Annotated in this window: 22 protein-coding genes; 10 read left to right on the forward strand and 12 right to left on the reverse strand. The window is 64.6% G+C overall.

Translation table 11 applies throughout. From position 1 onward, the window contains the following. Positions 1–10: 10 nt before the first annotated feature. The 5 genes from E4P09_RS11970 to E4P09_RS11990 all read right to left on the reverse strand — a co-directional run bounded on the left by E4P09_RS11970 (position 11) and on the right by E4P09_RS11990 (position 3,537). A complete protein-coding gene (locus tag E4P09_RS11970; RefSeq protein ID WP_137389823.1) occupies positions 11–937 on the reverse strand; it encodes a 3-hydroxyacyl-CoA dehydrogenase NAD-binding domain-containing protein in 927 nt (308 codons plus the stop codon). Continuing rightward, entirely contained in the window at positions 934–1,743 is an 810-nt protein-coding gene (locus E4P09_RS11975) for an alpha/beta fold hydrolase (protein WP_137389824.1), read from the reverse strand. Before E4P09_RS11975 ends, E4P09_RS11970 begins: the two co-directional genes overlap by 4 nt. 3 nt (positions 1,744–1,746) lie before the next feature. Further along, positions 1,747–2,247 (reverse strand): cupin domain-containing protein, encoded by a 501-nt coding sequence (locus E4P09_RS11980; protein WP_137389825.1) that lies wholly within the window; start codon positions 2,245–2,247, stop codon positions 1,747–1,749. A gap of 23 nt (positions 2,248–2,270) precedes the next feature. Next, a complete protein-coding gene (locus tag E4P09_RS11985) occupies positions 2,271–3,143 on the reverse strand; it encodes a hypothetical protein (protein WP_137389826.1) in 873 nt (290 codons plus the stop codon). Positions 3,144–3,216: 73 nt separating this feature from the next. Further along, positions 3,217–3,537, reverse strand: coding sequence for an NIPSNAP family protein (locus tag E4P09_RS11990; protein WP_137389827.1), 321 nt, complete (start codon positions 3,535–3,537; stop codon positions 3,217–3,219). 441 nt (positions 3,538–3,978) lie between these two features. Between E4P09_RS11990 and E4P09_RS11995 the strand changes: the two genes are divergently transcribed. After that, a complete protein-coding gene (locus E4P09_RS11995; RefSeq protein WP_137389828.1) occupies positions 3,979–5,547 on the forward strand; it encodes a TerC family protein in 1,569 nt (522 codons plus the stop codon). A gap of 34 nt (positions 5,548–5,581) precedes the next feature. Next, complete coding sequence (locus E4P09_RS12000; protein ID WP_338049004.1) at positions 5,582–7,420, forward strand: glycoside hydrolase family 15 protein; 1,839 nt, start codon at positions 5,582–5,584, stop codon at positions 7,418–7,420. Between the two features lie 18 nt (positions 7,421–7,438). Here the strand turns inward: E4P09_RS12000 and E4P09_RS12005 are convergent, their stop codons facing one another. Both E4P09_RS12005 and E4P09_RS12010 read right to left on the reverse strand, forming a co-directional pair. Then, positions 7,439–8,779, reverse strand: coding sequence for an aspartate aminotransferase family protein (locus E4P09_RS12005; RefSeq protein WP_205042091.1), 1,341 nt, complete (start codon positions 8,777–8,779; stop codon positions 7,439–7,441). Between the two features lie 36 nt (positions 8,780–8,815). Continuing rightward, entirely contained in the window at positions 8,816–10,015 is a 1,200-nt protein-coding gene (locus tag E4P09_RS12010) for a pyridoxal phosphate-dependent aminotransferase (RefSeq protein WP_137389831.1), read from the reverse strand. 107 nt (positions 10,016–10,122) lie between these two features. Between E4P09_RS12010 and E4P09_RS12015 the strand changes: the two genes are divergently transcribed. The 4 genes from E4P09_RS12015 to E4P09_RS12030 all read left to right on the forward strand — a co-directional run bounded on the left by E4P09_RS12015 (position 10,123) and on the right by E4P09_RS12030 (position 14,379). Then, the gene (locus tag E4P09_RS12015; RefSeq protein WP_137389832.1) at positions 10,123–10,728 is read left to right on the forward strand and encodes a TetR family transcriptional regulator C-terminal domain-containing protein; all 606 of its coding nucleotides are present in this window, start codon (positions 10,123–10,125) and stop codon (positions 10,726–10,728) included. Between the two features lie 90 nt (positions 10,729–10,818). Further along, positions 10,819–11,625: a PRC-barrel domain-containing protein gene (locus tag E4P09_RS12020; protein WP_137389833.1), complete on the forward strand. Its 807-nt coding sequence runs from the start codon at positions 10,819–10,821 to the stop codon at positions 11,623–11,625. Positions 11,626–11,796: 171 nt separating this feature from the next. Next, positions 11,797–12,957 carry a M20 aminoacylase family protein gene (locus tag E4P09_RS12025; RefSeq protein WP_137389834.1) on the forward strand — a complete coding sequence of 387 codons (1,161 nt, stop codon included), beginning with the start codon at positions 11,797–11,799 and terminating at the stop codon, positions 12,955–12,957. Positions 12,958–13,131: 174 nt separating this feature from the next. Continuing rightward, positions 13,132–14,379 (forward strand): MFS transporter, encoded by a 1,248-nt coding sequence (locus tag E4P09_RS12030; RefSeq protein ID WP_170984388.1) that lies wholly within the window; start codon positions 13,132–13,134, stop codon positions 14,377–14,379. Here E4P09_RS12030 and E4P09_RS12035 read toward each other — a convergent pair. Continuing rightward, on the reverse strand, positions 14,376–15,425 hold the full coding sequence (locus tag E4P09_RS12035; protein ID WP_170984433.1) for a lytic transglycosylase domain-containing protein: 1,050 nt from the start codon (positions 15,423–15,425) through the stop codon (positions 14,376–14,378). The genes E4P09_RS12030 and E4P09_RS12035 overlap by 4 nt on opposite strands. 167 nt (positions 15,426–15,592) lie before the next feature. Between E4P09_RS12035 and E4P09_RS12040 the strand changes: the two genes are divergently transcribed. Genes E4P09_RS12040 through glpD form a run of 4 tightly spaced genes read left to right on the forward strand, consistent with a single transcriptional unit; the run spans position 15,593 to position 21,710 of the window. Then, positions 15,593–17,260 carry an amidohydrolase gene (locus E4P09_RS12040; RefSeq protein WP_137389836.1) on the forward strand — a complete coding sequence of 556 codons (1,668 nt, stop codon included), beginning with the start codon at positions 15,593–15,595 and terminating at the stop codon, positions 17,258–17,260. A gap of 4 nt (positions 17,261–17,264) precedes the next feature. After that, positions 17,265–18,707 carry an amidase gene (locus tag E4P09_RS12045; RefSeq protein WP_137389837.1) on the forward strand — a complete coding sequence of 481 codons (1,443 nt, stop codon included), beginning with the start codon at positions 17,265–17,267 and terminating at the stop codon, positions 18,705–18,707. Continuing rightward, entirely contained in the window at positions 18,704–20,176 is a 1,473-nt protein-coding gene (zwf, locus tag E4P09_RS12050) for a glucose-6-phosphate dehydrogenase (protein ID WP_137389838.1), read from the forward strand. The genes E4P09_RS12045 and zwf overlap by 4 nt, the downstream gene beginning before the upstream one ends. Next, on the forward strand, positions 20,163–21,710 hold the full coding sequence (glpD, locus tag E4P09_RS12055) for a glycerol-3-phosphate dehydrogenase (RefSeq protein ID WP_239025148.1): 1,548 nt from the start codon (positions 20,163–20,165) through the stop codon (positions 21,708–21,710). The genes zwf and glpD overlap by 14 nt, the downstream gene beginning before the upstream one ends. Here glpD and E4P09_RS12060 read toward each other — a convergent pair whose 3' ends face one another. From E4P09_RS12060 to chrA, 4 genes are all read right to left on the reverse strand, one after another. Further along, entirely contained in the window at positions 21,711–22,607 is an 897-nt protein-coding gene (locus tag E4P09_RS12060; protein WP_137389839.1) for a SapC family protein, read from the reverse strand. 257 nt (positions 22,608–22,864) lie between these two features. Then, positions 22,865–24,145 carry a nucleotide sugar dehydrogenase gene (locus E4P09_RS12065; RefSeq protein ID WP_275406463.1) on the reverse strand — a complete coding sequence of 427 codons (1,281 nt, stop codon included), beginning with the start codon at positions 24,143–24,145 and terminating at the stop codon, positions 22,865–22,867. A gap of 1 nt (position 24,146) precedes the next feature. After that, positions 24,147–25,157, reverse strand: a complete 1,011-nt coding sequence (locus E4P09_RS12070; protein WP_137389840.1) for an NAD-dependent epimerase/dehydratase family protein — start codon at positions 25,155–25,157, stop codon at positions 24,147–24,149. 64 nt (positions 25,158–25,221) lie between these two features. Next, complete coding sequence (gene chrA / locus E4P09_RS12075; protein ID WP_137389841.1) at positions 25,222–26,625, reverse strand: chromate efflux transporter; 1,404 nt, start codon at positions 26,623–26,625, stop codon at positions 25,222–25,224. Positions 26,626–26,635: the final 10 nt, after the last annotated feature.

The raw sequence follows: 26,635 nt of genomic DNA on the forward strand, positions 1-26,635 counted from the left end.
GCGCGCCATTTCACAGCGCGCCGTTTTCCGCCTGTGCCTTGAGGATGGCAATGAGGCCGGCATCGCGCTGCACCCTCAATTCCTCTTCGCTACGGCCGCCTACGATATCCCCCGTCTGCCGGATGACCGCTGCTCGGGTCTCAGGATCAAGCTCGGCATCGCCCAGCGTGGACCAGATCGCCTCATAGGTCGGCCCATACTTCATGAGGAATTCCTCGATGCCACCCGCACCAAGGTGATTTGACACGAACGACCCCTGCAGCGTCCATTTCGGCCCCGGGCCGTAGCAGAAGGCCCGGTCGATATCGGCCGCCGTGGCGACCCCTGAGCGGATGAGATAGAAAGCCTCCCGCCACATCGCCCCCATCAGCCTCAGGGCGATGTGGCCGGTGATCTCGCGCGAGAGGACCACCGGCTTCTTGCCACAGGCCTCATACACTTGCCGCGCCTGCTCCACCGCCCAGGGCGCTGTCTTCTGGCCCCCCACGATCTCCACCAGCGGCATGAGATGGGCGGGGTTGAAGGGATGGCCGAGCACGACCCGTTCGGGCCGCGTGCAGTCTGCTTGCATATCCGACACCAGCAGCGCGGATGACGACGAGGCGATCACCACGTCAGCGGCCACCGCACCCTCAATGTCTCGCAACAGCTGCCGTTTGAGGTCGAGCGTCTCCGGCGCGTTCTCCTGCACGAAATCCACCGCCTGGAACCCGTCCTCCAGGCGTGCAGTGAAGGTGATGCGGCCGCGCGGGCATTTTGCCGGGGCAAGAGCCTCGATCTCGGCGAACAGCTCTCCGCACGAGGCCTCGAAGGCATCCCACCTGGCGCGATCGGCATCCTGCGCCACCACATCCAGTCCGGCATGGGCGAATACCGCGGCCCACCGCGCCCCGATCAGGCCGAGGCCAACCACGCCAATCGTGCGCACGTCTCTCATGAAGCTCTCTCGGGCAGGAAGGAAAACAGTGCGTCGAGATAGGCGCGCGGTTCGGTGTGCGGCATGAAATGACCACCGCGCGGCAAGAGCGCGAGCTTCGCCCGCGGAATGCGCTCTGCCAGTATCTCGCTGTGATAGGCAGGCACGATCATGTCGTCCGCCGCCGCGATCACCAGGGTCGGCGCGTCGATACCCGCCAGATCCTCGAGCCGGTCATGGGCCAGCACCGCCTGGATCCGCGCTTGGGTGATCTCCTCTTCCTGCGCCACATTGGCCGGCAGCGCCGACTCCAGCTCGGCGGCGAACGCCTGCTCATTGGCGCGGATCCAGTAGGGCGGATATTGCAGCAAGGCACCCATGCGCCGATATTCGTCATAGCCTGCCGCCCTGAGCACCGCGAGCCGGCTGTCGAATAGCGCGCGAAAATAGACACAAGGCTGCGCCCAGGTGGCCGACAACACCAGCTGCTCCACCTTTTCCGGCCGGGCCAGCGCCAGTTCCTGCAGAATGGCGCCGCCCGTCGAATGTCCCACCAGCGCAGACCTGTCGCAGCCGAGCTCGGCCAAAAGGCAAAGAAGGTCTGCTGCCATGCCGGCCACGCTGAACGGTCCGGAAACGCGGCTTGAACGGCCCGTGCCCAGGTGATCGTAGGTCACTACCGTGAACGCGCGCGCAAGCTCATTCCGCACCGGGCGCCAGAAGGAGCCCCGTCCCCCAAGCCCGCTCACCAGCACCAGCGGCGGGCCGTCTCCCGCGACCTCGTATGCGATCTTCCCGCCCTCCGGCAGGCGCAGGTTGAAGGCCATCGACTAGTCCTCGACGGGATCTGCGAACACCGTATTACGCTCGATCTCGTGCACATTCGCCGGCCGCGGGAAGTTTGCCGGCGCCGGTTCGCCCGCTTTGCGCGGACGGCCGATCTGCCGGAAGAAATCCTCGAGCCCGTGCGGCGACATGGTCCATAGCAGCTTCAGGTCCTCGTCGCCGTCGTTGATGAACTTGTGCTCCACGTTCTTGGGCAGCATGATCAGCGTGCCCGGCCGCATCGGGTGCTCCTCGTCCCCGACAATGGCCCTTCCCTTGCCGCCCCAGACGAACAGCACCTCCAGGTTCCGGTCATGGGCGTGCTTGCGGATATAGGAATGGGGCGCCACCACCTGGATCCCGACGGAGAACGGTCCGTCCCAGTTCTCCGGCGTCAGCTTGACGGTCACATAGCCATTGGCCGGCACCGGCTGCCAGTAGGAATCGCCATCATCATCATGCAGGACCAAACCCTTCGTGAACCTCGACTGCGCTTCTTGAGCCATGTCTCCCTCCTTGGACAGCGCGATCACCCGGCCACCGGCTCGGCGGTGATCGCTTCGTTGAGGTCGTTCCACCGGATCATAAGGTCAAGCCACGCTGAAAGCCGGCCCACGATCAGGATGGCGTCGTCGATCACCGGCCCGACCGGCGCGCCCTTGTCACGCAGCGCACAGGCGATGGCATCGAGCGCCGTGGCACTCTCGTCCAAATGGCAGAAATTGCGCAGGCGGGTGGCGGCCTTGTCCACCGCCAACGCCGCACCGCTTCGAACGACAGCCGCATCCTCACGCTGCAGCGCCTCCCGGCTCCACCAGAGCAGTTCGTGCAGGTTGCGCGCATCCGCTTCTGCATAGATCATCGGCCCGATCGGATGCATGATGCCCCGCCGGCTGGGCAGGGCCGCGACTTCATCCGGCATTCGGGCCCACATGGCCGAGCGGAGCGCGGCGAGAGGCGAGGCTGCTGTCTCCTCGACCCCAGCCAGAGCTTCACCTATGGGCGTCAGCCGCACCGTGTTGATGACACGACCTTGCGTCAAGCGCACCCGTTCGCCGAGAGCCGCAACCAGCTCGACCGGGCATTCGGCGCGTCCAAGCGGCGTCACCGTCGCCGTCTCCGCCTGCAACGGCGCAAACGAGATCTCCAGGAACTGCCGTTCCGGCCAATAGAAGAACGCGCCCGCCGGCATGTCCATCACATGGCTCGATCCCTCGACATCGCACACGAATGGCGCGTGCCAATAGATATGGCTGCCGGCGATCTTGGGCGTATGGAGCTGCGCCTCCATGGGCATGCTCCGGTGAAGGGCTGCAACCGTGCGCGGCGCCGCGGCCTCGTCGCAGACCAGCGGTATATCGCCCAGCTCGGTTTCGAGAACGAATTGACAGATCTTGGTCATCGGCTCCGCACTGCTTTGCCGACAAAAGTGTATGCACTTAAGGGGGCCAATGGTAAAGGACAAACGCGAACCGTCACCGGATTTTCATGAATGGCGCAGGCCGCAACAGCTGATTCTCCGCTTTCTCCACAAGCTGCTGCTCGGCCACTTGCCGCACATAGGCTTGCCATTCCGGGTCCGCCGCCATCTTGTCTCGGCGCGCTTGGCGATCGTCTGCGCTCTCGTACTTCCAGATGTGGGTGACCTGGTTGAGGTGCCCAACCTCCGAATAGAAGAAGGCGTAAGGCTCCCCGAGGTACTTCCGCTGCATCGGCAGCGCCACGCTCTCATACAGCTTCAGAAAATCATGGAGCCGGTTGGCGCGTATCGTATAGACTCGATGGTCGAAGATCATGATCCCAGCCCTTCCAACAAGCGTGCACTATGATCGGGGACGCTGCTTATCCGTTTCCTGGTGCGATGGCCAGACCAGGCTGCAACCTTGCCCGTCCAGCAGCATTTTTTCGAGAAGTGTGCGACGACGCAGGTCCAAAGGAACCAGCGCGAGGGGAGAACGTTGCAATATCTTAATGATACCCGCATCATCATCCAGAAAATTGAGGCTTTAATTGACATTGGACCGGTCGACCTGATCGATATCGGCCCAAACGGCAATGAGTGATCCCTCCCAACCATCCGAGCCCGATAGCAGTCACGCAGCCCGGCTGCGTTCCCCCACGCCAGATGCGGCTCCGCCGCGGCACCTGGGCGGCAGAAGCCGCCTCGCGTCAAGCGTTGCGCGCTTACCCGCGCACCTGACCCGCTGCCAAGGCCTGAGGCCTGAAAGGAACGTCTCGTGGACTTCAATTTCGATTGGATAAGTGATCCAACCGCCTGGCTCGGCCTCGGCACCCTGATCGTTCTCGAGATCGTCCTCGGGATCGACAACCTCATTTTCATTGCCATCCTCGCCGACAAGCTGCCGCGCGACGAACGGGACAAGGCCCGCCTCGTCGGCCTGTCGCTGGCCTTGCTCATGCGCCTGGGCCTGCTTGCCGGCATCTCCTGGATGGTGACCCTGACCCGGCCGCTGTTCACCATTTTCGGCTTCGGCCTGTCGGGCCGTGATCTGATCCTCATCGTGGGCGGCCTCTTCCTCCTGTTCAAGGCCACGACCGAACTGCACGAGCGCCTGGAGGGAGATCACGGTGAAGAGCGCAAAACGCCGGTTCGGGCCAAGCTCTGGCAGGTGATCGTCCAGATCATCGTGCTCGACGCCGTATTCTCGCTTGATTCGGTCATCACCGCCGTCGGCATGGTCAATCACCTGTCGATCATGATGATCGCGGTGATCATTGCCGTCGTGCTGATGATGCTGGCGAGCCGCCCGCTCATGAATTTCGTCAGCGCCCATCCGACAGTGGTCATCCTGTGTCTGGGCTTCCTGCTGATGATCGGCTTCAGCCTCGTGGTCGAGGGCTTGGGCTTCCACATCCCCAAGGGCTATCTCTACGCCGCCATCGGCTTCTCCGTTCTCATCGAGGCGTTCAACCAGCTCGCCCGGCGCAACAAGATGCGCCTCGCCACGACCATCAATGTCCGCGACCGAACGGCGGCCGCCGTCTTGCGCCTGCTCGGCGGCGGCAAGCCGGAGCCGGATGCGGACGCGGAGCTTGCGGCCCTCGCGTCCACCGGCAATGTGGAAGAGCTGTTCGGTCCGGAGGAACGCTCCATGGTGCAGGGCGTCATGACCCTGGGCGAGCGTCCGGTGCGCACCATCATGACGCCGCGCACCGAGGTGATTTGGCTCGACCCGAGCTCGCCCCAGGAAGAGCTGAAGCGGAAGATCCTGGATTCCGGCCGGTCGCGCTTCCCCATTGCCCATAGCGACATCGACAATGTGGTCGGCATCGCCCTCGCCAAGGACTTGCTCAGCGCCATCGTCAACAAGGGCGAGATCGATCTCGAACGGGCCATGCGCGAGCCGCTGATCGTGCATGACCGCATGAACGTGCTGCAGGTGATGGAACAGCTGCGCGACTCCCCGGTGCAGCTCGCCATGGTGTTCGATGAATATGGCTCTCTGGAAGGGGTGGTAACCCCGACCGACGTGCTCGAAGCCATCACCGGCGGCTTTCCGGAGGAAGGCGAGATCGGGCCGCGCTTCGAAACCGAGCCGGACGGCTCGTGGCTGGTGGACGGGCAGACCGATATCCATCGCCTCAGCCAGGTGCTGGATGTCGACCTCACCGATGAAGACGACCGCTATTCGACCCTGGCGGGCTTCCTGCTCTGGCAGGTCGGCTATCTGCCCAAGCAGGGCGAGAAGATCTCGGCCGAGGGCTTCGATTTCGAGATCGTGGAGATGGACGGCGGGCGCCGTATCGGTCTCGTTCGCATCCGCCGCATTCCGGAGCCTGAATAGAACGGCCGCACAACCCAACGGAAGGAGAATGGCCATGCTCATCGAGGATTACGCGATCATCGGCAACATGATCTCGGCGGCCCTGGTGAGCAGAACCGGCTCCATAGATTGGCTCTGCCTGCCACGGTTCGATTCAGCCGCGTGCTTTGCGGCTCTGCTCGGCACCAAGGAAAATGGCCACTGGTCGCTGTGCCCGATCGAGGAGGTGAAGAAGACCACACGACGCTATCTGCCCGACACCGCCATTGTTGAAACTACCTTCCAGACCAAGAGCGGAGCGGTGGCCATCTACGACTTCATGCCGCTGACCACGGACGAGACAAAGGTCGACGTCATCCGCCTGGTCAAAGGTCTGCGCGGCAGCGTGGACATCCACATGGACTTCGTGCTGCGCTTCAACTATGGCCAGGCCGTGCCGTGGGTCAGGCGGCATGACTATGGCCTGAGCGCCATCGCCGGCCCCGACGCGGTGGCGCTGCACACCCCGGTGGCCCTGCGCGGCCATGACCTCAAGACCATAGCGGATTTCACGGTGCGCGAGGGCGACTATGTGCCCTTCACCCTCTCCTACCACAACTCTCACAAGACCCCGCATTTCGTGCCGGACCGCCAGGAGAGCCTGGAAGCGACCACCCGCTGGTGGCGGGAGTGGTCGGCCCGCGCCCGGGTCGACCATATCCCGGAATATTGGCGCGAGGCGGTCATCCGCTCGTTGATCACTCTGAAGCTGCTCACCTATCAGCCGACCGGCGGCATTGTCGCCGCCGCGACCACCTCGCTGCCGGAAGCCATCGGCGGTGCGCGCAACTGGGATTATCGCTACTGCTGGATCCGTGATTCCACCCTCACCCTCTACGCCCTGCTCAACGCCGGCTATCGGGAAGAGGCCGAAGCCTGGCGCCAATGGCTGCTGCGCGCCGCCGCCGGCCACCCCCAGCAGCTGCACATCATGTACGGTATAGGCGGCGAGCGCTGGCTTCCGGAAAACGAGATCCCCTGGCTCTCCGGTTACGAGAACAGCAGGCCCGTGCGTATCGGCAATGGTGCTTCCGGCCAGACGCAGCTGGACGTGTTCGGCGAGCTGCTCGATGTCCTGCATGCCGCCTACAAGGCCAAGCTGACTTTCGTCGAGGATTCATGGCGGGTCCAGAAGGTGCTGCTCAATCACCTGGAGAAGGTGTGGCAGCAGCCGGATCACGGCATCTGGGAGGTGCGCGGGCCAAAGCAGCGCTTCACCCATTCCCAGATCATGTCCTGGGTGGCCTTCGACCGCGGCATCAAGACGGCGGACGAGCGCGGACTCAATGCGCCGGTCGATCGCTGGCGCCAGGTCCGCGCCGAAATCCGCGAAGCGGTGCTCGCTAAGGGTTTCGATGCGAAGCGCAACACCTTCGTACAGAGCTTCGGCAGCAAGAATCTGGATGCCTCCCTGCTGCTCATCCCGCAGGTCGGCTTCCTCAAGCCGAAAGACTCCCGGGTGCTCGGCACGGTGGCGGCCATCGAGCAGGAGCTGATTGAGGACGGCTTCGTCATGCGCTACTCCACCGACCATGTAAACGACGGGGTCGGCGGCGAAGAAGGCTGCTTCCTCGCCTGCTCCTTCTGGTTGGCGGATGCCTATGCCATGCAGGGACGGCTGGATGACGCCGGCGCGCTGTTCGAGCGCCTATGCGGGTTGCGCAATGACGTCGGTCTCCTGGCGGAGGAATACGATCCTCGCCGCCGTCGGCTGGTGGGCAATTTCCCGCAGTCCTTCTCCCATGTCGGACTGGTGAATACCGCCTTCAATCTGTCTCACGCCTATGGCCCGGCAAGGCAGCGCGCCAAGCGTGACGCGCCGGCGCGCCCGGCGCACGAGAAGGTCGAGGCTTGAGGGCTCCAACAGCAGCCGTCAGGCGGCACGCGCCGCCTGCCGGGCCCGGCCGATCGCCTGTTCCACCGAGCGGGTGAACATGTCGATGATCTCAGCCAGTTCCGCGTCGCTGGCATTGTAGGGCGGCGAGATGATCACCGTGTCGCCCGCAACCCCGTCGACATTGCCGGTGCAGGGATAGCAGATCAATCCATTGGCGAAAGCGGTGTTGCCGATATCCGCATGCACCTTCAGCTGCGGCGGGAACGGCCGCTTGCTCTCCGGATCCTCCACCAGCTCCACGCCGATGAAATAGCCCCGGCCGCGTACGTCGCCCACCTCCGGAATGTGGGCAAGGGCGCGCCGCAGCTCGTCCTGGAACGTCGCCCCGCGCACCCGCACCCGTTCCACCAGGTTCTCGCGCTTGATCAGCTTCTGCACCGCCACGCCCGCCGCGCACGCCGCCGTGTGGCCGGTAAACGTGTGGCCGGTCTGCGCACCGCCATGGGCGCTCACGATCGTTTCGTGGATATGGTCGCTGTACAGGGAAGCCCCCAGCGGCACATAGCCCGCGGCGAGCCCCTTCGCCACCGACATCAGGTCGGGCATCACCCCGTCATGCTCCAGCGCCCGCCAGGTGCCGACCCGGCCCGACCCGCACATCACCTCGTCGGAAATCACCAGGATGTCGTGCTTGCGGCACACGGCGGCAACCGCTTGAGCATAGCCCCGCGGGGCCGGCACCACGCCGCCCGCAGCCCCCACCACGGGCTCGAAGATGAAGGCTGCGATCTTGTCCGCGCCCACCCGCAGGATTTCGTCCTCCAGCTCCCGGGCGAGATAGCCGGCCAGCTCGTCCGAGGACACCCCGGCCGGCCGCCGGTAGTCATTGGCGGCGGACACGCGGGACACGTCGATCAGGCTGCCCTCGAATGCGGCGCGCCTGGCCCGGAAACCGGAGACCGACAGGGCACCCAGGGTGTTGCCGTGCCATGACCGCTCGCGGGCGATGAAGCGCCGTTTGCTCATCTTGCCCTTCGCCGCCCAGTACTGCAGGGCGATCTTGAGGCAGGACTCGACCGCTTCCGAACCGCTGGACACGAACACCATGTTGCGGAACCCGGTCAGCTCGTGGACGATATGGGCAAGCTCTTCCGCCGCATCGCTGGTGAAGAGATAGCGGTAGCCATGCGCGATCTTGTCGAGCTGCGCCTTGATCGCTTCGTTCACTTCCGCGTTGGCATGGCCGATCGCATAGACCGCCGGTCCGCCGGACCCGTCGAGATAGCGCTTGCCATCCACGTCATAGAGATAGCTGCCGCGGCCATAGGCGATCTTTGGCAGGCCTTCCACGCCGAAGCTGCTTGGGCTGCGGGTCACGAGTTTTTCCTGAGCGGTCATCTGGCGGCGTCCCCGTTATGCGCCCACAACCAGGCTGGGGCGCCTCTCAAGCCTTTCAAGATAAGACTTTATCCTGCGGCATCCGTCCAGCAGCTCGTCCTCGCCAACGGTATAGGAAATGCGCAGATAGCCCTCGGCGCTCTTCCCGAAAGCGGTGGCGTCGAGAACCGCAACCCCCATCTCGCTGTAGAGGCCCCAGGCGAAATCGCGGCTGCTCATGCCGGTCTCCCGCACGTCCGCGATAAGGAACATGCCGGCCTGCGGCTTGAGGCACTTCAGCATGGGCAGCACGCTGAGCTCGCCATAGAGCAGGTCGCGCCGGCGCAGATAGATCTCCCGCATGCGGGCGACCTCCTGCGTACCCTCGTTCAAGGCCTTGGTGGCGGCGGTCTGAATGAACCCAGGCAAACCATAAAGCATGCACAGGGCAAGCTTTTCCGCATGCCGGATCAGCTCTTCCGGGCCGACCATCCAGCCCACCCGCCAACCGGTCATGGCATGGGACTTCGACAGGCTGCCGATGGTCACCGTGCGCTCGGCCATACCGGGAAGCGCACCGATGCCCACATGGGGCGCTTCGAAGGTCAGCGCCGCATAGACCTCGTCGGACACCACCCACAGGTCATGGCGCCGCGCGATATCCGCGATGCCCTCCAGCTCTTCCCGGGTGAGCACCACCCCCGTCGGGTTGTTCGGATTGGCGATGAAGATCGCGCGGGTGCGCTCGGTCACCGCCGCCTCGATGGCGGCGAGATCGGGCCGGAAGCCGCGGGACGCGGGCTGCGAGACTGGCACCAGAGTGGCGCCGGACGCACGGATGCTCGCCTCGTAGGTCACATACATCGGCTCCAGCGAGATCACCTCGTCGCCGGGCTGGGTCAGCAGCAGGCTCGCGGCGAACAAACCGTTCTGCGCGCCGGCCAGAATGATCACGTTTTGCGGCCCGACGGCCTGGCCATTAATGCGCCGGTGCTGGGCCGCCACCGCTTGCCGCAGCGGCTCGCGTCCCAAGATCTCCGCATAATGGGTGTCGCCATCCCGCAGCGCGGCGACTGCCGCATCGCTGATCATGTCCGGCGTGGCGAAATCAGGATCGCCGATGCTCAGCATGACCACGTCCTCGCCACGGGCGCGCGCCGCCGATGCCGCGCTGTGAATGGCCCAAGCTTCCGAGCCCTCGCCGCCGATCCGCTCGACAAATGATGAAAAGCGCATGTTTTCAGGCTCTCCGCTATAGTGGTTCAAACCGTATCTACCATATAGTCCACTCCTGAACGATCGTTCAATATTTTAGTCCCAAAACGCACAGGTTTCACGCGCACATGGCCCGCCGCAGCAAGTTCCAACGCAAGCTCCCGGAAGAACGTCGCAAGACCCTCATCGCCGCCACCCTCAAATGCCTCGGCGAGCAGGGCCATGCCGGGCTGTCGGTGCGCAAGATCAGCGCCGAGGCAGGCATTTCCATCGGTCTGATCAACCATCACTATCCGAGCAAGGATGCCTTGGTGGCCCAGGCCTATGAGACGCTTGCCATGGCCTTGCTGGATGCCGCCAAGGATGCAGTCGCCCAGGCGGCACCCGCGCCGCGCGACCGGCTGAATGCCTTCTTCACCGCCACGCTTGCCGCCCCCAGTTTCGATCAGGGCACCTTTCGCGCGTGGGTGGTGTTCTGGGGCATGATCGGCGATTCCAAGATCCTGGCCGAGACCCACGATCGGACGTACGGGGAGTTCCGCGCCTTTCTCGAAAGCCTGCTGCTTGAAAATGCCAGCCATTGCAAGCGACCGATTGCCGATATCCGCCTCGCCGCCATCGGCCTTTCCGCGCTCATGGACGGCCTCTGGCTCGAACGCTGCCTCAACCCCGCCACCTTCAGCATCGAGGAGGCCCTTCAACTCTGCCACGCCTGGGCCGATTCAATTTATTGAAGATGTAAAGTGATTAAACACAATCTATGATAGAAATTTTGAACGGTTTGCGGCAATACTCTTCTCGTCGCGAACCCAGGAGCATGGCTTATGAAGACCTCTCGATTGCCATTGGCAGCCCTTGCAGCGCTGATCACCTCGACGTCCCTCGCCTACACGCAAACGGCCGCAGCCCAGACCAGCGCGGCGCCGCCCGCGGCAACTTCGGGCGAATCCGCTGGCAACACCGAAAGCACCATCCAGATGCTGGAGGACGCCATCAAGAAGCTGGAGGATGCCGCTGAGTCGAGCACCACCACGAATCAGCCTGCCGGCAGCGATGCAGCAAGCCCGGCAGCTCCGGCGCCCGCGCAGCCCGCGGCCACCCCGGCTACGCAGCCAGATGCATCGGAAGGATCCACCGGGCAAAGCGCAGCGCAGCAGACCGGCGATGGCGCGGCGGATGCCAGCGAGCCCGTGGAGCTGACCGACGACGCCGCAGACGCGGTGGACCCGGTCATCATCATTGATAGTGACGGCGATGGTCTGCCCGATTCGGAGGACGCCGCAGCCGGAAACCAGGATGCCGCCTCGCAGCAGCCGGCAAGCGCGCCGGCACCGACGCCGCTGGTGCAGCTCGACGACGCCAATGTGGTGGTGAGCTCGCTGGACCTGCCGATCGGCAAGCTCAAGGGCATGGAGGTGCATGACCCGGATGGCAAGACGATCTCCACGGTCAAGGACGTGCTGGGCACGCCCGACGGCAAGCCGGTGGCGATTGCCCTCGACATCGGCGGGTTCCTCGGCATAGGCGCCAAGGAGGTGGTCATCCCCGTGGAAGTGCTGAAACTCTCCGAGGACAAGAAATCCGTCAGCGTGCCCAAGGACCAGATGGCTAACCTGCCGATCAGCAACTAGACTGGATGCACAGGGGGTCTCTCCAAAGACCTCCTGCTCGCCTTGTCGAACACTGGCGCTGCGGCCGCATTGCACTATACTGGCCGGCCATTCGAGGCTGCTGAGACGAGCAGCGTCGGGCCGGCCGGAGTGCCATCCGCGCCCGTCCTACGTTTCGACAGGCATTTCCCGATGATTCTGGCCGAGATCCAAGGCTTTGAGCGCGACCTGGTGGCTATGCGGCGCCACCTGCACCAGCAACCCGAGCTGGCCTTCGAGGAATATGAGACATCCGCCTTCGTTGCGGCCCGCTTGGAGGAGTGGGGCTACGAAGTGACCCGCGGCATAGGCGGCACCGGCGTGATCGGCACGCTGCGCAACGGCAATAGTCCGCGCAGCTTGGGCTTGCGTGCCGACATGGATGCCTTGCCCATCCAGGAGGAAACCGGCATTGACTACGCCAGCCGAGTACCGGGCAAGATGCATGCGTGCGGCCATGACGGGCACACGGCCATGCTGCTTGGCGCAGCCCGCTACCTCGCCCAAGCTCGCCCTTTCACCGGCACGCTCCATCTCATCTTCCAGCCGGCGGAAGAGCATATATCCGGGGCCAAGCGCATGGTGGAGGAAGGTCTGTTCGAGCGCTTCCCCTGTGACGCGGTCTTCGCCCTCCACAACATGCCGAACGTCCCGCTCGGCCATTTCATGTTCAAGCCGGGGCCGATCATGGCCGCATCCGACCTTGCCACCATCACCATGCGCGGTGCCGGTGGGCATTCCGCCATGCCGCACCTGGCCGCCGATCCCATCGTCGCGGCAGCAACCCTGGTCGTGGCGCTGCAGAGCATCGTGTCCCGCAACCGCGACCCTCAGGAGCCCGCCGTGCTGACCGTGGGCACTTTTCACGCCGGCACGGTCAGCAATGTCATTCCGGACGATGCGACCCTGACCGTCGACATCCGCACCTTCAGTCCGCAGATGCGCGCCTTCATTGAGCAGCGGCTGGTTGCGCTCAGCAGGGCACAGGCGGAGAGCTTCGGCGTGGTGGCCGACATCCAGTACGAGAAGTTCTATCCCGTCACATCGAACGCGGCGGCCGAGACCGAATTCGTCCGCGATGTTGCGCTCCGCCATGCCGGCCCGGACAGGGTGATCGACCTGACCCAGCCGTTTCCTTATAGCGAAGATTTTGCCTATATGCTCGAGGTGCGGCCGGGCAGCTATTTCATGCTCGGGATCGGCAATGGCCCGCGCTTGCACACCTCGACTTACGATTTTAACGATGAGGCGCTGGCGATCGGCGCATCCTTCTGGGCACGTCTGGTACGGGAATATCTGAAGTCGGGAATGTAACGCCTCGCGCGCATGCGCATAGCAGGTCTGAACCAGACGCAGACCCACAGCGTTGACCTGCTTAAACAATAGGCGTTTTGATGCAGCCGTCGACGACGGTCTCCGCTGAGCGGAGCCCCAGGTAAGCTATGGCTTTTTTCTCTACGCCAAGTCTGGCGAAAAGGCGACCTTAGCGTGAGCATTGCAAGTTCAGCCGGCAAGGCGGCGGGATCGCGCCGCGATATCCGCATCATCGGTACCGTGGCCTCCGCCCATTTCACCAGCCATATACTGCAGCTCGCACTCGCGCCGCTGTTTCCGATGATGCGCGACGCGTTCAACGTCAGCTTCGTCGATCTCGGGCTTATTCTCACCTGCTTCTATCTGACCTCCGGTCTCGGCCAGGTCGCGGCAGGTGTCCTCGTCGACCGCTTCGGTGCCCATCGTCTGCTCATTGCCGGCATCACCCTCCATTCTGCCAGCGTGGCGCTCATGGGGCTGATGCCGAACTACTACATGCTCTTGCCGCTCGCCCTCCTCGCCGGTATCGGCAACAGCGTCTACCATCCGGCCGATCTTTCAATTCTCAGTCATCGGGTCCGGCCCGAGCGCCTCGGCCGCGCCTTTGCTGCCCATGTGATCGCCGGCAACATCGGCTTCGGCGCCTCGCCGATCTTCGTGGGCGCCATCGGGGTGATGTGGGGCTGGCGCGCCGGCCTGATCGCGGTGGGTTTGCTAGGGCTGGTGATCAGCGCCTGGGTCATTCTCAACAGGGCAGCCATCACCACCGAGGGATCGGCCCGGCGGAAGCCCGCCGCGTCCGATAAGGTCAGCGCGACCGGAAAGCCGGAACCCGCCCCCGCCCACTTCTGGCACATCATTCTGATGCCGGTGGTGTTGCTCGCCTTTTTGTTTTTCGTGCTCAGTGCTTTCGCCGGCGCGGGCATTCAGAACTTTGCCATCAGCGCCTTGACCGAAGGCTACGGGATGGCCCTTGCCCTGGCGACCGTCACCGTGGCGGGGTACCAGGCCGGCACAGCCGGCGGCGTGATGCTCGGCGGCGTGCTCGCCGACCGCAGCAACCGCCACCACGTCATCGCCATGGCCGGCCTAGCCGTATCAGCGGCGTTGATTTTTCTCGTGGCGCACCAGGGCCTGCATCCGGTTGCCATCATTGCCCTGATCGCGGCGTCCGGGTTCGCCTCGGGCGTGACCATGCCCTCGCGCGACGTGCTGGTGCGGCGGGCAGCGCCGGCCGGCGGGTTCGGCAAAGTGTTCGGCATTGTCTATTCAGGCTTTGACATCGGCTCCCTGGTGGCGCCGGTCGTGTTCGGCAGCCTGCTTGACCACCACCTCTCGCCCCTTGTCTTCGTGGTATGCGGCATAGCCCTGGTGCTGGGCATCCCCACTGTCATGGGCTTCCGCGGCAAGCACCACCACTAGTTTCGCATGACCACACAGGCACCGCCGGCGGTGCGGAAGGTTGCGCACAGCTGGTCTGCCTGGGCGCGGCTATCCGCCGGCAGCCGCACGTGGAACATGGCACGGCGTCCGCGGCTGCGGTTGAGTTCGCGCACCACCATAGGCTGGATGCCGCCAAGCACCTTGGAATAGCGGCGCTGAAGCTGACCATACTTCGCCAGCGCGCGCGCCTGCGAGAAATGCGCGGCCACCTGCACACCCCAGGGCGCCCGCCGCTGGGTCACACCCACCAGGGTCGTGGGCGCGGGCTTGGCCCGGCCCAGGTTCTTGGCAATGGCGAGGCAAGAAGCCTGTGGCTTGGCCGCCGGCCTTTCCATGGCCATGGCCTTCACATCCAGCGATCCGTAGCGGTCCGGTAGGGCGCGGTCGCTGCGGTCGGCGTCGGCCCAGTCCTCCGCCGCGCGCCCCGTAATGGCAGCAACGTAATCGCGGGTCTCGTAGGGAAGCCCGCCTGCTCCGGCCAGCCAGTCGTCGACCCGCCGTGGGCCGGCGTTATAGGCTGCCGCCGCGAGACCAAGATTGCCGAATCGCGCCCGCAAATCCCGCAGCAGATGGGCCGAAGCCAGGATCGCCTGATGCACGTCATAGGGGTCCTGCAAGCCACGCTCCGCCGCGGTGCCCGGCATGAACTGGGCGATGCCTTGCGCCCCCACATGGCTGGTCGCATTCGGGCGAAACGCGCTCTCTTTCCAGATCAGCCTGGTGAAGAATTCGATCGGCAGCCTGTGCTCGACCGCGGCCTTTTCAATTAGGCCGCAGATGGTGTCATGGCTCGCGGGCGGTTTAGCCTTCGCAGGCGCCGGTTTGCCTGCTGGAATCGGAGGCTCGACGGGAGACAGATCTGCATCCGGTGCGATCACCGCTTGCCCCGCCTTGGGCGCAAGCCCGTCCTCCGGCTGCACGGCAGCTTGCATGGCCGCACCCGGGGCAGCCTGCTGCTGCGCGAAGGCCTGCCCATCAAGACGCGCAACCGCGGTGCTCAGCAGCCCCCCGACCGCAAGAACCATCGTGATGTGAGCCGCAGGCCGCATCATCCAACCATGTTACGCTGAACCAATAATAGAATAGCAATACTTTGCAGATGGTTGAAGCTGATCCGGATTTTCGCGTGCATCCTCGACAAAATCTCCGGAATGGGCTTGGCTCAAGCGGGAGCAACGGGCACGAGATCAGCATGACCTCATACGCAGACATCATCTTGACCAACGGCAAGGTGCTCACCATGGCAGCCTCCGCCCCGCGCGCGGAAGCAATTGCCATCTCCGGCAGCCGCATCACCGCCGTGGGAACCCACGACCAGGTGACTGCGCTGCGCGGCAATGAAACGCGGGTGATCGATGCCAGGGGCTCAACCGTCATGCCCGGCTTCGTCGAGAGCCATATGCACCTGTTTCCCGGCGCCGCGACGCTGGGCCAGCTGTCGCTCGAGCACGTCTCGGGACTGGACGCGTTCGTCAGGACCGCGCGCGCCTACGAGGCCACCCGCCCCGGCGAGTTCATGCTGATCGCACGGCAGGCCAATTACACCATGATCGGCGAGCATGAGCCGATCACCCGCCATCACCTGGACAAGGCCATCAGCCACAGGCCCTTCGCCATCGTCGCGCCGGATGCCCACACCATGTGGGCGAATACCATGGCCTTGGAACAGGCCGGCCTTCTCCATGGCCGCGATGTCGGCATCGGCAGCGAGGTGGTCATGGGCAGCGACGGCTTGGCCACCGGCGAGCTCAGGGAATGGGGTGCCATCGAGCCGGTCTTCGCGCTCAGCCCCACCGCCGGCCGCGACAATCTCGGCCTCACCACGGGCCGCGACCCGGCGCCGCTGCCGTCCTCTGCCGAACGCGCCCAGGACATCGCCGTGCTTCAGAAAGGGCTCGACTACTGCGCGAGCCTCGGCATCACCAGCATCCACAACATGGATGGCAATCTCTATCAGCTCGAGCTGCTGAACGAGATCCATCAAGCCGGCGGCCTCCGCTGCCGGGTGGAGATCCCCTTCCACCTCCGCCCCGAGCGGTCGCTTGACGCGCTGGAGGAGGCATCCGAAATGCAGCGTCGCTTCAACACCGACAGGCTCCATTCCGGCCGGGTGAAGATCTTCATGGATGGCGTCCTGGACAGCTGGACTGCGTTCGTGCTCGACGGCTACCCCGACCGGCCGGACACCACCGGGGCGCCGCTGTTCTCTGCCGAGCAGTTCAACGCGGTCGTTGCCGAATGCGACCGGCGCGGGCTGCAGATCGCCGTCCATGCGATCGGCGATGCTGCCGTCCGGCGCACGCTCGATGGCTACGAGGCTGGCCGCCGCACCGTGGGCCCGCGCGACAGCCGCCACCGTATCGAGCATATCGAGATCATCGACCCAGCCGATATTCCCCGGTTCCGGGAACTGGGAGTGATCGCGTCCATGCAGCCGCTGCACGCTGCGGGCTCCCACTATTTTCCGCTCGAGCCGACGCTCACCCGGGTGGGCGACAAGCTGCCCTTCGCCTATCCCTGGCAGACCCTACGGGACGCCGGCGCACGGCTCATCTTCTCGAGCGATTGGCCTGTCTCGCCCCTGGACCCGTTGAAATCGGTCAAGGCAGCCATGACGCGTGAGCGCCTCCGCCCCGACCTGCCCGACCAGCGCCAGAGCCTGATGGACAGTCTTGCCTCCTATACGAGCGAGGGCGCCTATGCGGAATTCATGGAAGATCGCAAGGGCAGGCTTGAGCCCGGCATGCTGGCCGACGTGATCGTGCTCACCGGTGACATCGAGACAACGCCTGCGGACGAGATCGACGGCTTGGCCGTGGCGACCACCATCTGTGACGGCCGCATCACCTTCGAGAGATAGCAGCATGACCATCATTGATACGTCGGACGAGATCCTGCAGCAGTCCGCCGCTGCCATGGCGACCAAGGTCGCCCGCCGGGAGCTTTCGCCGGTTGAACTGGTGGATGCCTCCCTCGCGCGCATTGCCGAGGTGAACGAGCAGCTGAATGCCTTTTGCCTGGTGCTCGGCGATGAAGCGCGCGAGGCGGCCAAGGCAGCCGAAAGAGCGATCATGGCAGGCGAGAGGCTCGGGCCACTCCACGGGGTGCCCATCGCCATGAAGGACTTGACCCCCACCCGCAACCATCGCACCACATCGGGGTCGAGGGCCTATCGCGACTTTATCGCGCCGGATCACGCGTCCATTGCCCGATCCCTGCTCGATGCTGGCGCCATTCTGGTGGGCAAGACCACGACCCCGGAATTCGCCTATTCCGGCTTCACCTATAGTCCGCTCTGGGGCATCACGCGCAACCCGTGGGACACGAGCCGCACGTCCGGCGGCAGCTCGGGCGGCTCCGGCGTGGCGGTGGCCACCGCCTGCGTGCCGCTGGCGGAAGGCTCGGACATGGGCGGCTCGGTGCGCATACCGGCCGCCTGCTGCGGCGTCGCCGGGCTGAAGCCGAGCCTGGGGCGCATACCCTTCACCATCCTGCGCAGCACCTTCGAAACTATGGCGCACTTCGGCCCGCTAGCGCGCACGTGCGACGATGTCGCCCTGTTCCTGGCGGTCACTCAGGGCCCCGATGAGGCCGACATCCTCTCCAATCCTCAGGCCATCGCCTGGCCGGAAACCCTCGCCTGCGATCCGCGCCACCTGAAGATCGCCTTGTCCGTGGATCTCGGCTTCTACGCGGTCGACCCCGACGTAGAGCGGAACACGCGCGATATGGCCGACCGTCTGCGCGCCTTGGGTGCCGAGGTCGAGGAGATCTCCCTCGGCTGGACCTTCGACAGCGTATTGGCTTGGGACCGCCGCTGGAACGTCTATCTCGCCACCCATTATGGCCACTTGCTTGAGGAACATCGCGACGACCTCGACCCGGAAGTGGTGCGCCTGATCGAGAAGGGCAACCGCACCACTGCGATCGACCTCAAGCGGACGGAATTCGTGGCCACCGATATGTGGGAGAAACTCGCCGCCGTCCTCGCTCGTTATGACGCCATGATCTGCCCGACCCTGGCGCGGCCCGTGGCCAGGGCCGATCAGAACGAGAGGAGCGCAGCCGGTGGATTTGATGCCGACGGGCGCTATATCGGCAACACCATGACCTGCCCGTTCAACCTGGTCAGCCAGTGCCCGGTGCTTTCGGTGCCCAGTGGCTTCACCGCCGATGGCCTTCCATCGGGCTTGCAGATCGTGGGGCGGCGCTTCGCTGACTTGAGCGTTTTACGGATTGGCAAGCTAATTGAGGACAGCTGGGGCGGGGCGGGATTCCCGAGCCCCCGGCCTGATCGAGATCAATGACACGCATCATCCCGGTTTCACCATTTGACTATGTCGTTTTCGGCGGCAGTGGCGACCTCGCCCGCCGCAAGCTGTTGCCGGCCCTGTTCCGCCGTTTCGCCGATGGCCAGTTCGACGCGAATTCCCGTGTGATTGGCGTGTCCCGGGGCGAGGTATCGCAGGAGGAATATCGTGCTACGGCGGCCAAGGCGCTTTCCGACCACATTCCCGAAGCCGAACGCCCGGCCGACCTCGTCGATAGCTTCCTCCGCTGTGTCGACCATGTGGCCCTGGACGTATCCTCCGATGAAGGCTGGCCGCGCCTTGCCGCTGCGCTGCGCGACGACACGGATCGCACCAGGGTCTTCTATTTGGCCGTTGCCCCCGATCTCTACGGCCAGATCTGCGTGGGGCTGGGTTGCGCCGGGCTCGCGACGCCGCGCTCCCGGGTCGTGCTGGAGAAGCCACTCGGCTATGACCTCGCCTCCGCGGAGGCGATAAACGGCGTCGTTGCCGGCGTGTTCGATGAGGGCCAGATCTATCGAATAGACCACTATCTCGGCAAAGAGACGGTGCAGAACCTGATGGCGCTGCGCTTCGCCAATGCCCTGTTCGAGCCGGTGTGGAACTCCGCCCATATCGACCACGTGCAGATCACGGTGGCGGAATCGATCGGCATGGCGGGCCGCGCCAATTACTACGACAGGGCCGGCGCCCTGCGCGACATGGTTCAGAACCACCTGCTCCAGCTGCTCTGCCTGGTGGCGATCGAGCCGCCTGCCTCCTCGGCCGCGGACGCCCTGCGTGACGAGAAGCTGAAGGTGCTGCACGCCCTCAAGCCCATCGAGGACGACGCGGCCAACCGCCTGACCGTTCGCGGCCAATACCGGGCAGTGGAAGCAGACAAGGTCAGCGTGCCCGGCTATGTGGACGAGCTGGGCCGCCCGAGCAACACCGAGACTTTCGTCGCCATCAAGGCCGAGGTCGCCAATTGGCGCTGGGCAGGCACGCCGTTCTACCTGCGCACCGGCAAGCGCATGGCCAGGCGCGTGTCGGAAATCGTCATCCAATTCCGCGATATTCCCCATTCCATGTTCGAGCTTAGCGCCGGCCGCATCGTTGCCAACCGGCTGGTGCTGCGCCTGCAGCCCGACGAGGCCGTGCAGCTGTTCCTCATGATCAAGGACCCTGGACCGGGTGGCATGCGGCTCCGCCAGGTTCCCCTCAACCTGTCCTTCGCCGAGACCTTCGGAGTGCGGCAGCCCGATGCCTACGAGCGGCTGCTGCTCGATGTGGTACGCGGCAATCAGAGCCTGTTCATGCGCCGCGACGAGGTGGCCGCCGCCTGGAGCTGGATCGACCCGATCCGCGACTCCTGGGAGCGCCTGGGCGAGCCCCTTCACGGCTATATCGGCGGCACTTGGGGCCCCAGCGCGTCCATAGCGCTGATGGAACGCGATCACCGCAGCTGGCACGATGATGGCACCTAGCCGCGGGTCGGACCGGTTCGACCTCGCGGTCATCGGCGGTGGCATCAATGGCTGTGGCGTTGCCCGCGATGCCGCCGGCCGCGGGCTCTCGGTGCTGCTAGTAGAGAAAGGCGACCTCGCCTCCGCAACCTCCTCCGCATCCACCAAGCTGATCCATGGCGGCCTGCGTTATCTCGAGCACTATGCCTTTCGGCTCGTGCGCGAATCCCTCCTGGAGCGCGAAGTCCTGCTGCGTTCCGCACCCCACATCATCCGCCCTATGCGCTTCGTGCTGCCGCACCACCCGGGCTTGCGCCCGGCCTGGTTCATCCGGCTTGGCCTCGTCCTCTATGATCATCTCGGTGGCCGCACGCTACTGCCGCCCACCCGCCGCCTTGATCTGCGCAACGACCCGGCCGGCCGACCGCTGCAGCCCCGCTATGCCACTGCTTTCGAATATTCCGATTGCTGGGTGGACGATTCCCGCCTGGTCGTCCTCACAGCCCTCGACGCCGCCCAGCGCGGCGCCGTGATCCGGACGCGCACCGAGCTCCTCACGGGCATAAGGGGATCGGAGCACTGGCAGCTCGATCTCCTCGACCACAACAACGGCCGCCGCGAGACGGTTGCCGCGCGCATGCTCATCAATGCAGCTGGCCCGTGGGTGGCCGAGGTGCTGGAACAAAGACTAGGCCGGATGCAGCATCACCCCGTCCGGCTGGTCAAGGGCAGCCATATCGTCGTGCCGAAGCTGTTCGACCAGCCGGCCGCCAGTCCGGCCCACGCTTATATTTTCCAGAATGCCGATGGCCGGATCGTCTTTGCCATTCCCTATCAGGGAGAGTTCACCCTGATCGGCACGACAGATGTCGATTATCGCGGCGATCCCGGCAGGCCGCGCATCAGCCCCGAGGAGACGGACTATCTCTGCACGCTGGCCAGCGCGTATTTCACAAGGCCGGTCAATCCCGCCGATGTGGTGGCCAGCTATTCCGGCGTTCGCCCGCTCTATGACGACGGCGTCAGCGCCGCCCAGGCTGCGACCCGCGATTACGTCCTCGACAGAGATCGCCCAGCCGATCAGGCGCCCCTGCTGACGGTCTATGGCGGCAAGATTACGACGTTCCGCCGGCTTGCCGAGCACGCCATGGAGCAGATCGCCGATGTTTTCCCGGGAATGGGTCCGGCCTGGACACGCAGCGCATCTCTGCCGGGCGGCGACTTCCCCGTTGGCGGTCACACGGATCTCGTTGCCCGGATCCGCGCCGCCTGCCCCTCCTGTCCGCCCGCCCGCGCCGAACGTTTGGCAAGCAGCTACGGAACGCGATCCTTCGCATTGCTCGATGGGCTGAGCAGCGAGAAGGATTGGGGCCGCCCGCTGGGTGGCGACCTTACCGAGCGCGAGGTCCGCTATCTCGCCAACGAGGAATGGGCGCTCACCGCCGAAGACGTGGTCTGGCGACGGTCAAAGCAGGGCTACCATATGAGCGGTGCGGAGATTGCCGCGCTCGATGCTTGGCTCGCCGAAGGACAACGGGTAGCGACCCGCGCCTGATCAACCCTCGACCGGTGCCGGCTCTGCTTCGGCTCTTGCTGCCTCGACCTCACGGTCCGCGGTTTCGGGCTCGTGTTGCTCGGCCTCGCGCGCAGCACGCGCCTCGTCGGCAGCCTTGGCCCGGGCGATGAACAACTCGGCCAGAATGTTCCAGTTCTGCCGCGAAACGAGATGAAGGCTCGTGAAGGTCAGCCAGCCTTTCCGGTGCCACTCCGGCAGCATGGACTCGGACAAGTCCCGGAACTTCTGGTCGTCGACCACCCGGAAGCCGTCGAGCTTCAGGTTGCGATTGCCCGGCAGCTTGAAGTCAGCGCGTTTCGCCGCGAGGAGATCGGCATGGACCATGGCCTTTCCGTAGGCATCGGTCGGCTGCAGGTCGCGATGCATGGCGCGGCACAGCTCCAGCGCAGCGTTCGCCAGCGCGGTGGGCGCGCCTGTCTCGTCAAAGAGACGGTCACTGTCCTCCTCGCCATCCACTCCATCCAGCAGCACGCGCTCGCTGGCCTCGTCGATGGCGAGCGACAATGTGTTGGTACCGGGTGTCTGTACCAGGCCGAAGGGATAGCGCCGGATATGTGCCGGCACATAGAACCCCTCGCGCCACTTGCCCTCCGCATCCACGAACAGGTTTTCGCCAGGCCGCAAGCCCAGCACGGCAATCGGCGTCGGCGTTTCGCCCTGGGAAAACACGATCGGATAGTGGCGGCTGGCCAAAGCCAGCTCCGACACCGTCAGCGGTGCGGCGATGACGCCCGCAGCAAAACCGAAGTCCAAGCGTCTGGTCAGGCGCAGATCCTTGTGTTGGGGCAGCCGCAGGATCGCCACCTGCCGGTAAAAGTTCGAACCGCCGTTTGAAGCCCCACCCTGCGGGCGAGCCGCGCCGTTTTCATCAGCCATGATTCTTCCCTGTTGAGCTTCTCGTTTTCACACGGCATAAGCGCAAGACGCTGAGAAGGAAAGTGTTTACTTTACCGGAAGTTCCGGGCGGAGAGGCTTGCTTGACAGGGCTGTGGGCCTAAGGCCGTGTGCTGCAAACTTGATTTCCCGCGAGTGGCTTCCGGGCCGGGCGCATCGTCTTTCCCGCAACTTCTTGGCCGTACGAACAGCGCGCGGCAGGTCGACGAGCCCTCCGATGAGCCTGGATGCTGGCGAGCTCACAACCTCATCGAACGGCTCTCACCCGGGAACAGGCTCTTGAGGTCGTAAATCACGCTGTTCTCTCGACCCAACTTCGCCAGCCATTCGAAGCCTGCGTCGCGGAACTCATCGTGAGCCACTGCAAGCACGACCGCGTCATAGCGGCCGGGGGACGGGTCCGCCTTGAGCCTGATCCCCAGCACACGCCGGGCTTCTTCGGCATCGACCCACGGGTCGTGCACATCGACCGCGACGCCATAATCGGCCAGTTCGTGGATGATGTCCACCACGCGGCTGTTGCGGAAATCCGGACAGTTCTCCTTGAAGGCCAGGCCGAGCACGGCCACCCGCGCCCCATTCACCTGGATGTTGCGGTGGATCATTGCCTTGATCAGCTCGGAGACCACATAGCGCCCCATGCCGTCATTGATGCGGCGGCCGGCCAGGATGACCTCGGGATGGTAGCCGATGCTCTGCGCCTTGTGCGTGAGGTAATAGGGGTCGACCCCGATGCAGTGGCCGCCCACAAGGCCGGGCTTGAACGGCAGGAAGTTCCACTTCGTGCCGGCGGCCGCAAGAACCTCCGCCGTATCCAGACCCAGCCGGTTGAAGATGATGGCCAGCTCATTGACCAGCGCGATATTGAGATCGCGCTGGGTATTCTCGATCACCTTGGCCGCTTCGGCGACCCGGATGGAGGACGCGCGATAGGTGCCCGCTGCGATGATGGAGCCATAGAGGCGGTCGACGAAGGCGGCCGCTTCAGGCGTAGATCCCGACGTCACCTTGCGGATAGCCTCCAGCCTGTGCTGGCGATCCCCCGGATTGATGCGCTCCGGGCTGTAGCCGGCAAAGAAATCCACATTCAGTTTGAGGCCGGACACCCGCTCCACCACGGGAATGCAGTCCTCCTCGGTTGCGCCGGGATAGACTGTTGACTCGTAGATCACCACGTCGCCCGGCTTCACCACACTGCCCACCGTCTCGCTCGCCCTGATCAGATGGCTCAAGTCAGGGCGCTTATGCCTGTCGATCGGCGTAGGCACGGTGACGATGTGGACCCGGCATTCGCCCAGATCCGCCGGCTTGTCGGTGAAGCGCAGATGGACGGCGTGGGCGAGCTCCTCCGGCCCCACCTCGCGGGTCCGGTCATACCCCGCGGCAAGCTCGGCGATGCGCTCTCCGTTCAGATCGTAGCCGAGTGTTGGATAGCGCGCACCGAACGCGGCCGCCAGCGGCAGGCCCACATAGCCGAGGCCGATCACCCCGATGCGGACGGTTTCGAGATCGGGCAGCATGTCAACGTGGCCGCTCCGTTTGATACCAGCGAACGAAGGCCTCGACCCCTTGCGCCACCGGTGTCGAGGGCCGGAACCCGGTCAGCGCCTCCAGCAGGTGGTAGTCGGCATATGTCGCCGGCACATCGCCCTTCTGCATCGGCAGCATGTTGCGGATCGCCTTCTTGCCGAGGCACCGTTCGATGATCTCGACGAAATCCAAGAGATCCACCGTGTGTCCGCCGGCAATATTGACAAGACGCCACGGCGCCACCGGCGACAACGTATCGGTTGCGTGCGCGGACCGGATCGGCTCGCCCTCGACCGGCACGCAGCCGATCAAGCGCACGATGCCCTCGACGAGATCATCGATATAGGTGAAGTCACGCCGCATTTCCCCGTGGCCGTAGATGTCGATCGGCCGGTCGTTGACAATGCCGTCGACGAACTTGAACAGGGCCATGTCCGGCCGCCCCCATGGGCCATAGACCGTGAAGAACCGAAAGCAGGTGGTCGGCAGCTTCCAGAGATGGGCGTAGGAGTGGGACATGACCTCCATCGCCTTTTTCGTGGCGGCATAAAGCGTGATGGGATGGTCGGCCTTGTCCGTTTCCACGAAGGGCATCTTCTCATTGGCCCCATAGGCGGAGCTCGTGGATGCTAACAGCAGGTGCCGCGGATTGATCTGCCGCGCCACCTCCAGCACGTTGAACGAGCCGGTCAGGTTGGAGTCCACGTAGGCGCGGGGGTTTTCCAGGCTGTAGCGCACGCCGGCCTGGGCCGCGAGATGCACGATCACGTCCGGCTCGGCGGCGGCCGCCGCTTGCTCGAGCGCCTTCATGTCCTCGAGCATGCCGATCCGGGCCTGGAAGCCGTTCGACCGCGCCAGGATCGTGTGCCGCGCTTCCTTGAGGCGGATATCGTAATAAGGCGTCATGCCGTCGAAGCCGACGACGAAATGCCCATCGTTCAGCAGACGCCGCGCGAGGTGGAAGCCGATGAACCCGGCCGTGCCGGTGACGAGAAATCGCATAACTGGTCAAGGCCGCTGACGACACCAAGGGTGAGCTTGCTTATAGCCCGGCAGTGGCGGGATATCAAAACAGCGTTGGCAAATGCACGAGCGCCACGCCGGCTGCCGCGCACATGGCGAGCGTCGGAAGCATTCCCATCCCGAACCGCAAAGTGGCGATGAGCGCAGCGACCGCCAATACGGCCGCCCGCCAGTCGATGGAAGCGAGCACCGGAACGTCTGGGCCGATACCGAGAACCTCGATCGTGCGAACCTGCCGGAAGATCACGTGCAGGGCAAACCACATGGCGAGGTTCAGGATGACCCCGACCACCGCGGCGGTGATGGCCGACAGCGCCGCCGTTATCGCTCGATTGCCGCGTAGGGCTTCCACATAGGGCGCGCCGAGGAAGATCCACAGGAAGCAGGGAGCGAAGGTCACCCAGGTCGTGAGCAGTGCCCCAAGACAGCCCGCCACGACTGGATCGAGGCCACCCGGCGCGCGATAGGCCGCCAGGAACCCCACGAATTGCAGCACCATGATCAGAGGCCCGGGTGTGGTCTCCGCGAGGCCGAGGCCGTCGACCATTTCGCCCGGAGCCAACCAGCCGAAGCTGTTGACGGCCGCTTGCGCCACATAGGCGAGCACCGCATAGGCACCGCCGAACGTCACCACCGCCATCGTGCTGAAGAACGCGCCGATTTGGGTCCATACGCTGGACGTGCCGGTTACGAGCCAGAGCAGCACGACCGGCCCCAGCCATATCGGTACCCATAGCGCCAGCACCCGGCACGCGCGGCGCCATGAGGGATCGGCGTGGCCTAGCGCACCCCTCTCGAACATGAGGTCGACTATCCCTTTGCGGTCCGATGTCGCACCCTTGCCGCCATGTCCACCCGCGGCAAAAAGCTGCGGCGCCTGCCGGTTGCCGAGCCAGCCAATCAAACCCGCCGCAAGAATGATGATCGGAAATGGAATGCGAAAAATAGAGATACCTAAGAAGGCCGCCGCTGCGATCGCGATCATGGCACGGTTCTGCAGGGCGCGTTTGCCGATCCGCAGGACGGCCTGGACCACGATGGCCAGAACGGCGGCCTTGACCCCGAAGAACACCGCATCCACCAGCGGCACGTGGCGATAAAGCGCATAAAAGATGCTGAGGCCAAGCATCACCACCGCGCCGGGCAGCACGAACAGCGTGCCGGCGATAAGGCCACCCAGAGTGCGGTGCATCAGCCAGCCGATATAGGTGGCCAGCTGCTGTGCCTCCGGTCCAGGCAGCAGCATGCAATAGTTGAGGGCATGTAGGAAGCGCTGTTCGCCCATCCAGCGGCGGTCTTCGACCAGCTCCCGGTGCATGAGCGCGATCTGGCCGGCAGGACCGCCAAAGCTCAGGAAACCGATCTTGGCCCAGATCCTGGTGGCTTCGCCCAAGCTCGGCATGACAGGCGTAACGGTGGTCCTGTCGGGGGTCATTGCGTCGGACATCGTTGCCTTC

Source organism: Rhodoligotrophos defluvii, assembly GCF_005281615.1.
In the GTDB taxonomy this organism is placed as follows: Bacteria; Pseudomonadota; Alphaproteobacteria; order Rhizobiales; family Im1; genus Rhodoligotrophos; species Rhodoligotrophos defluvii.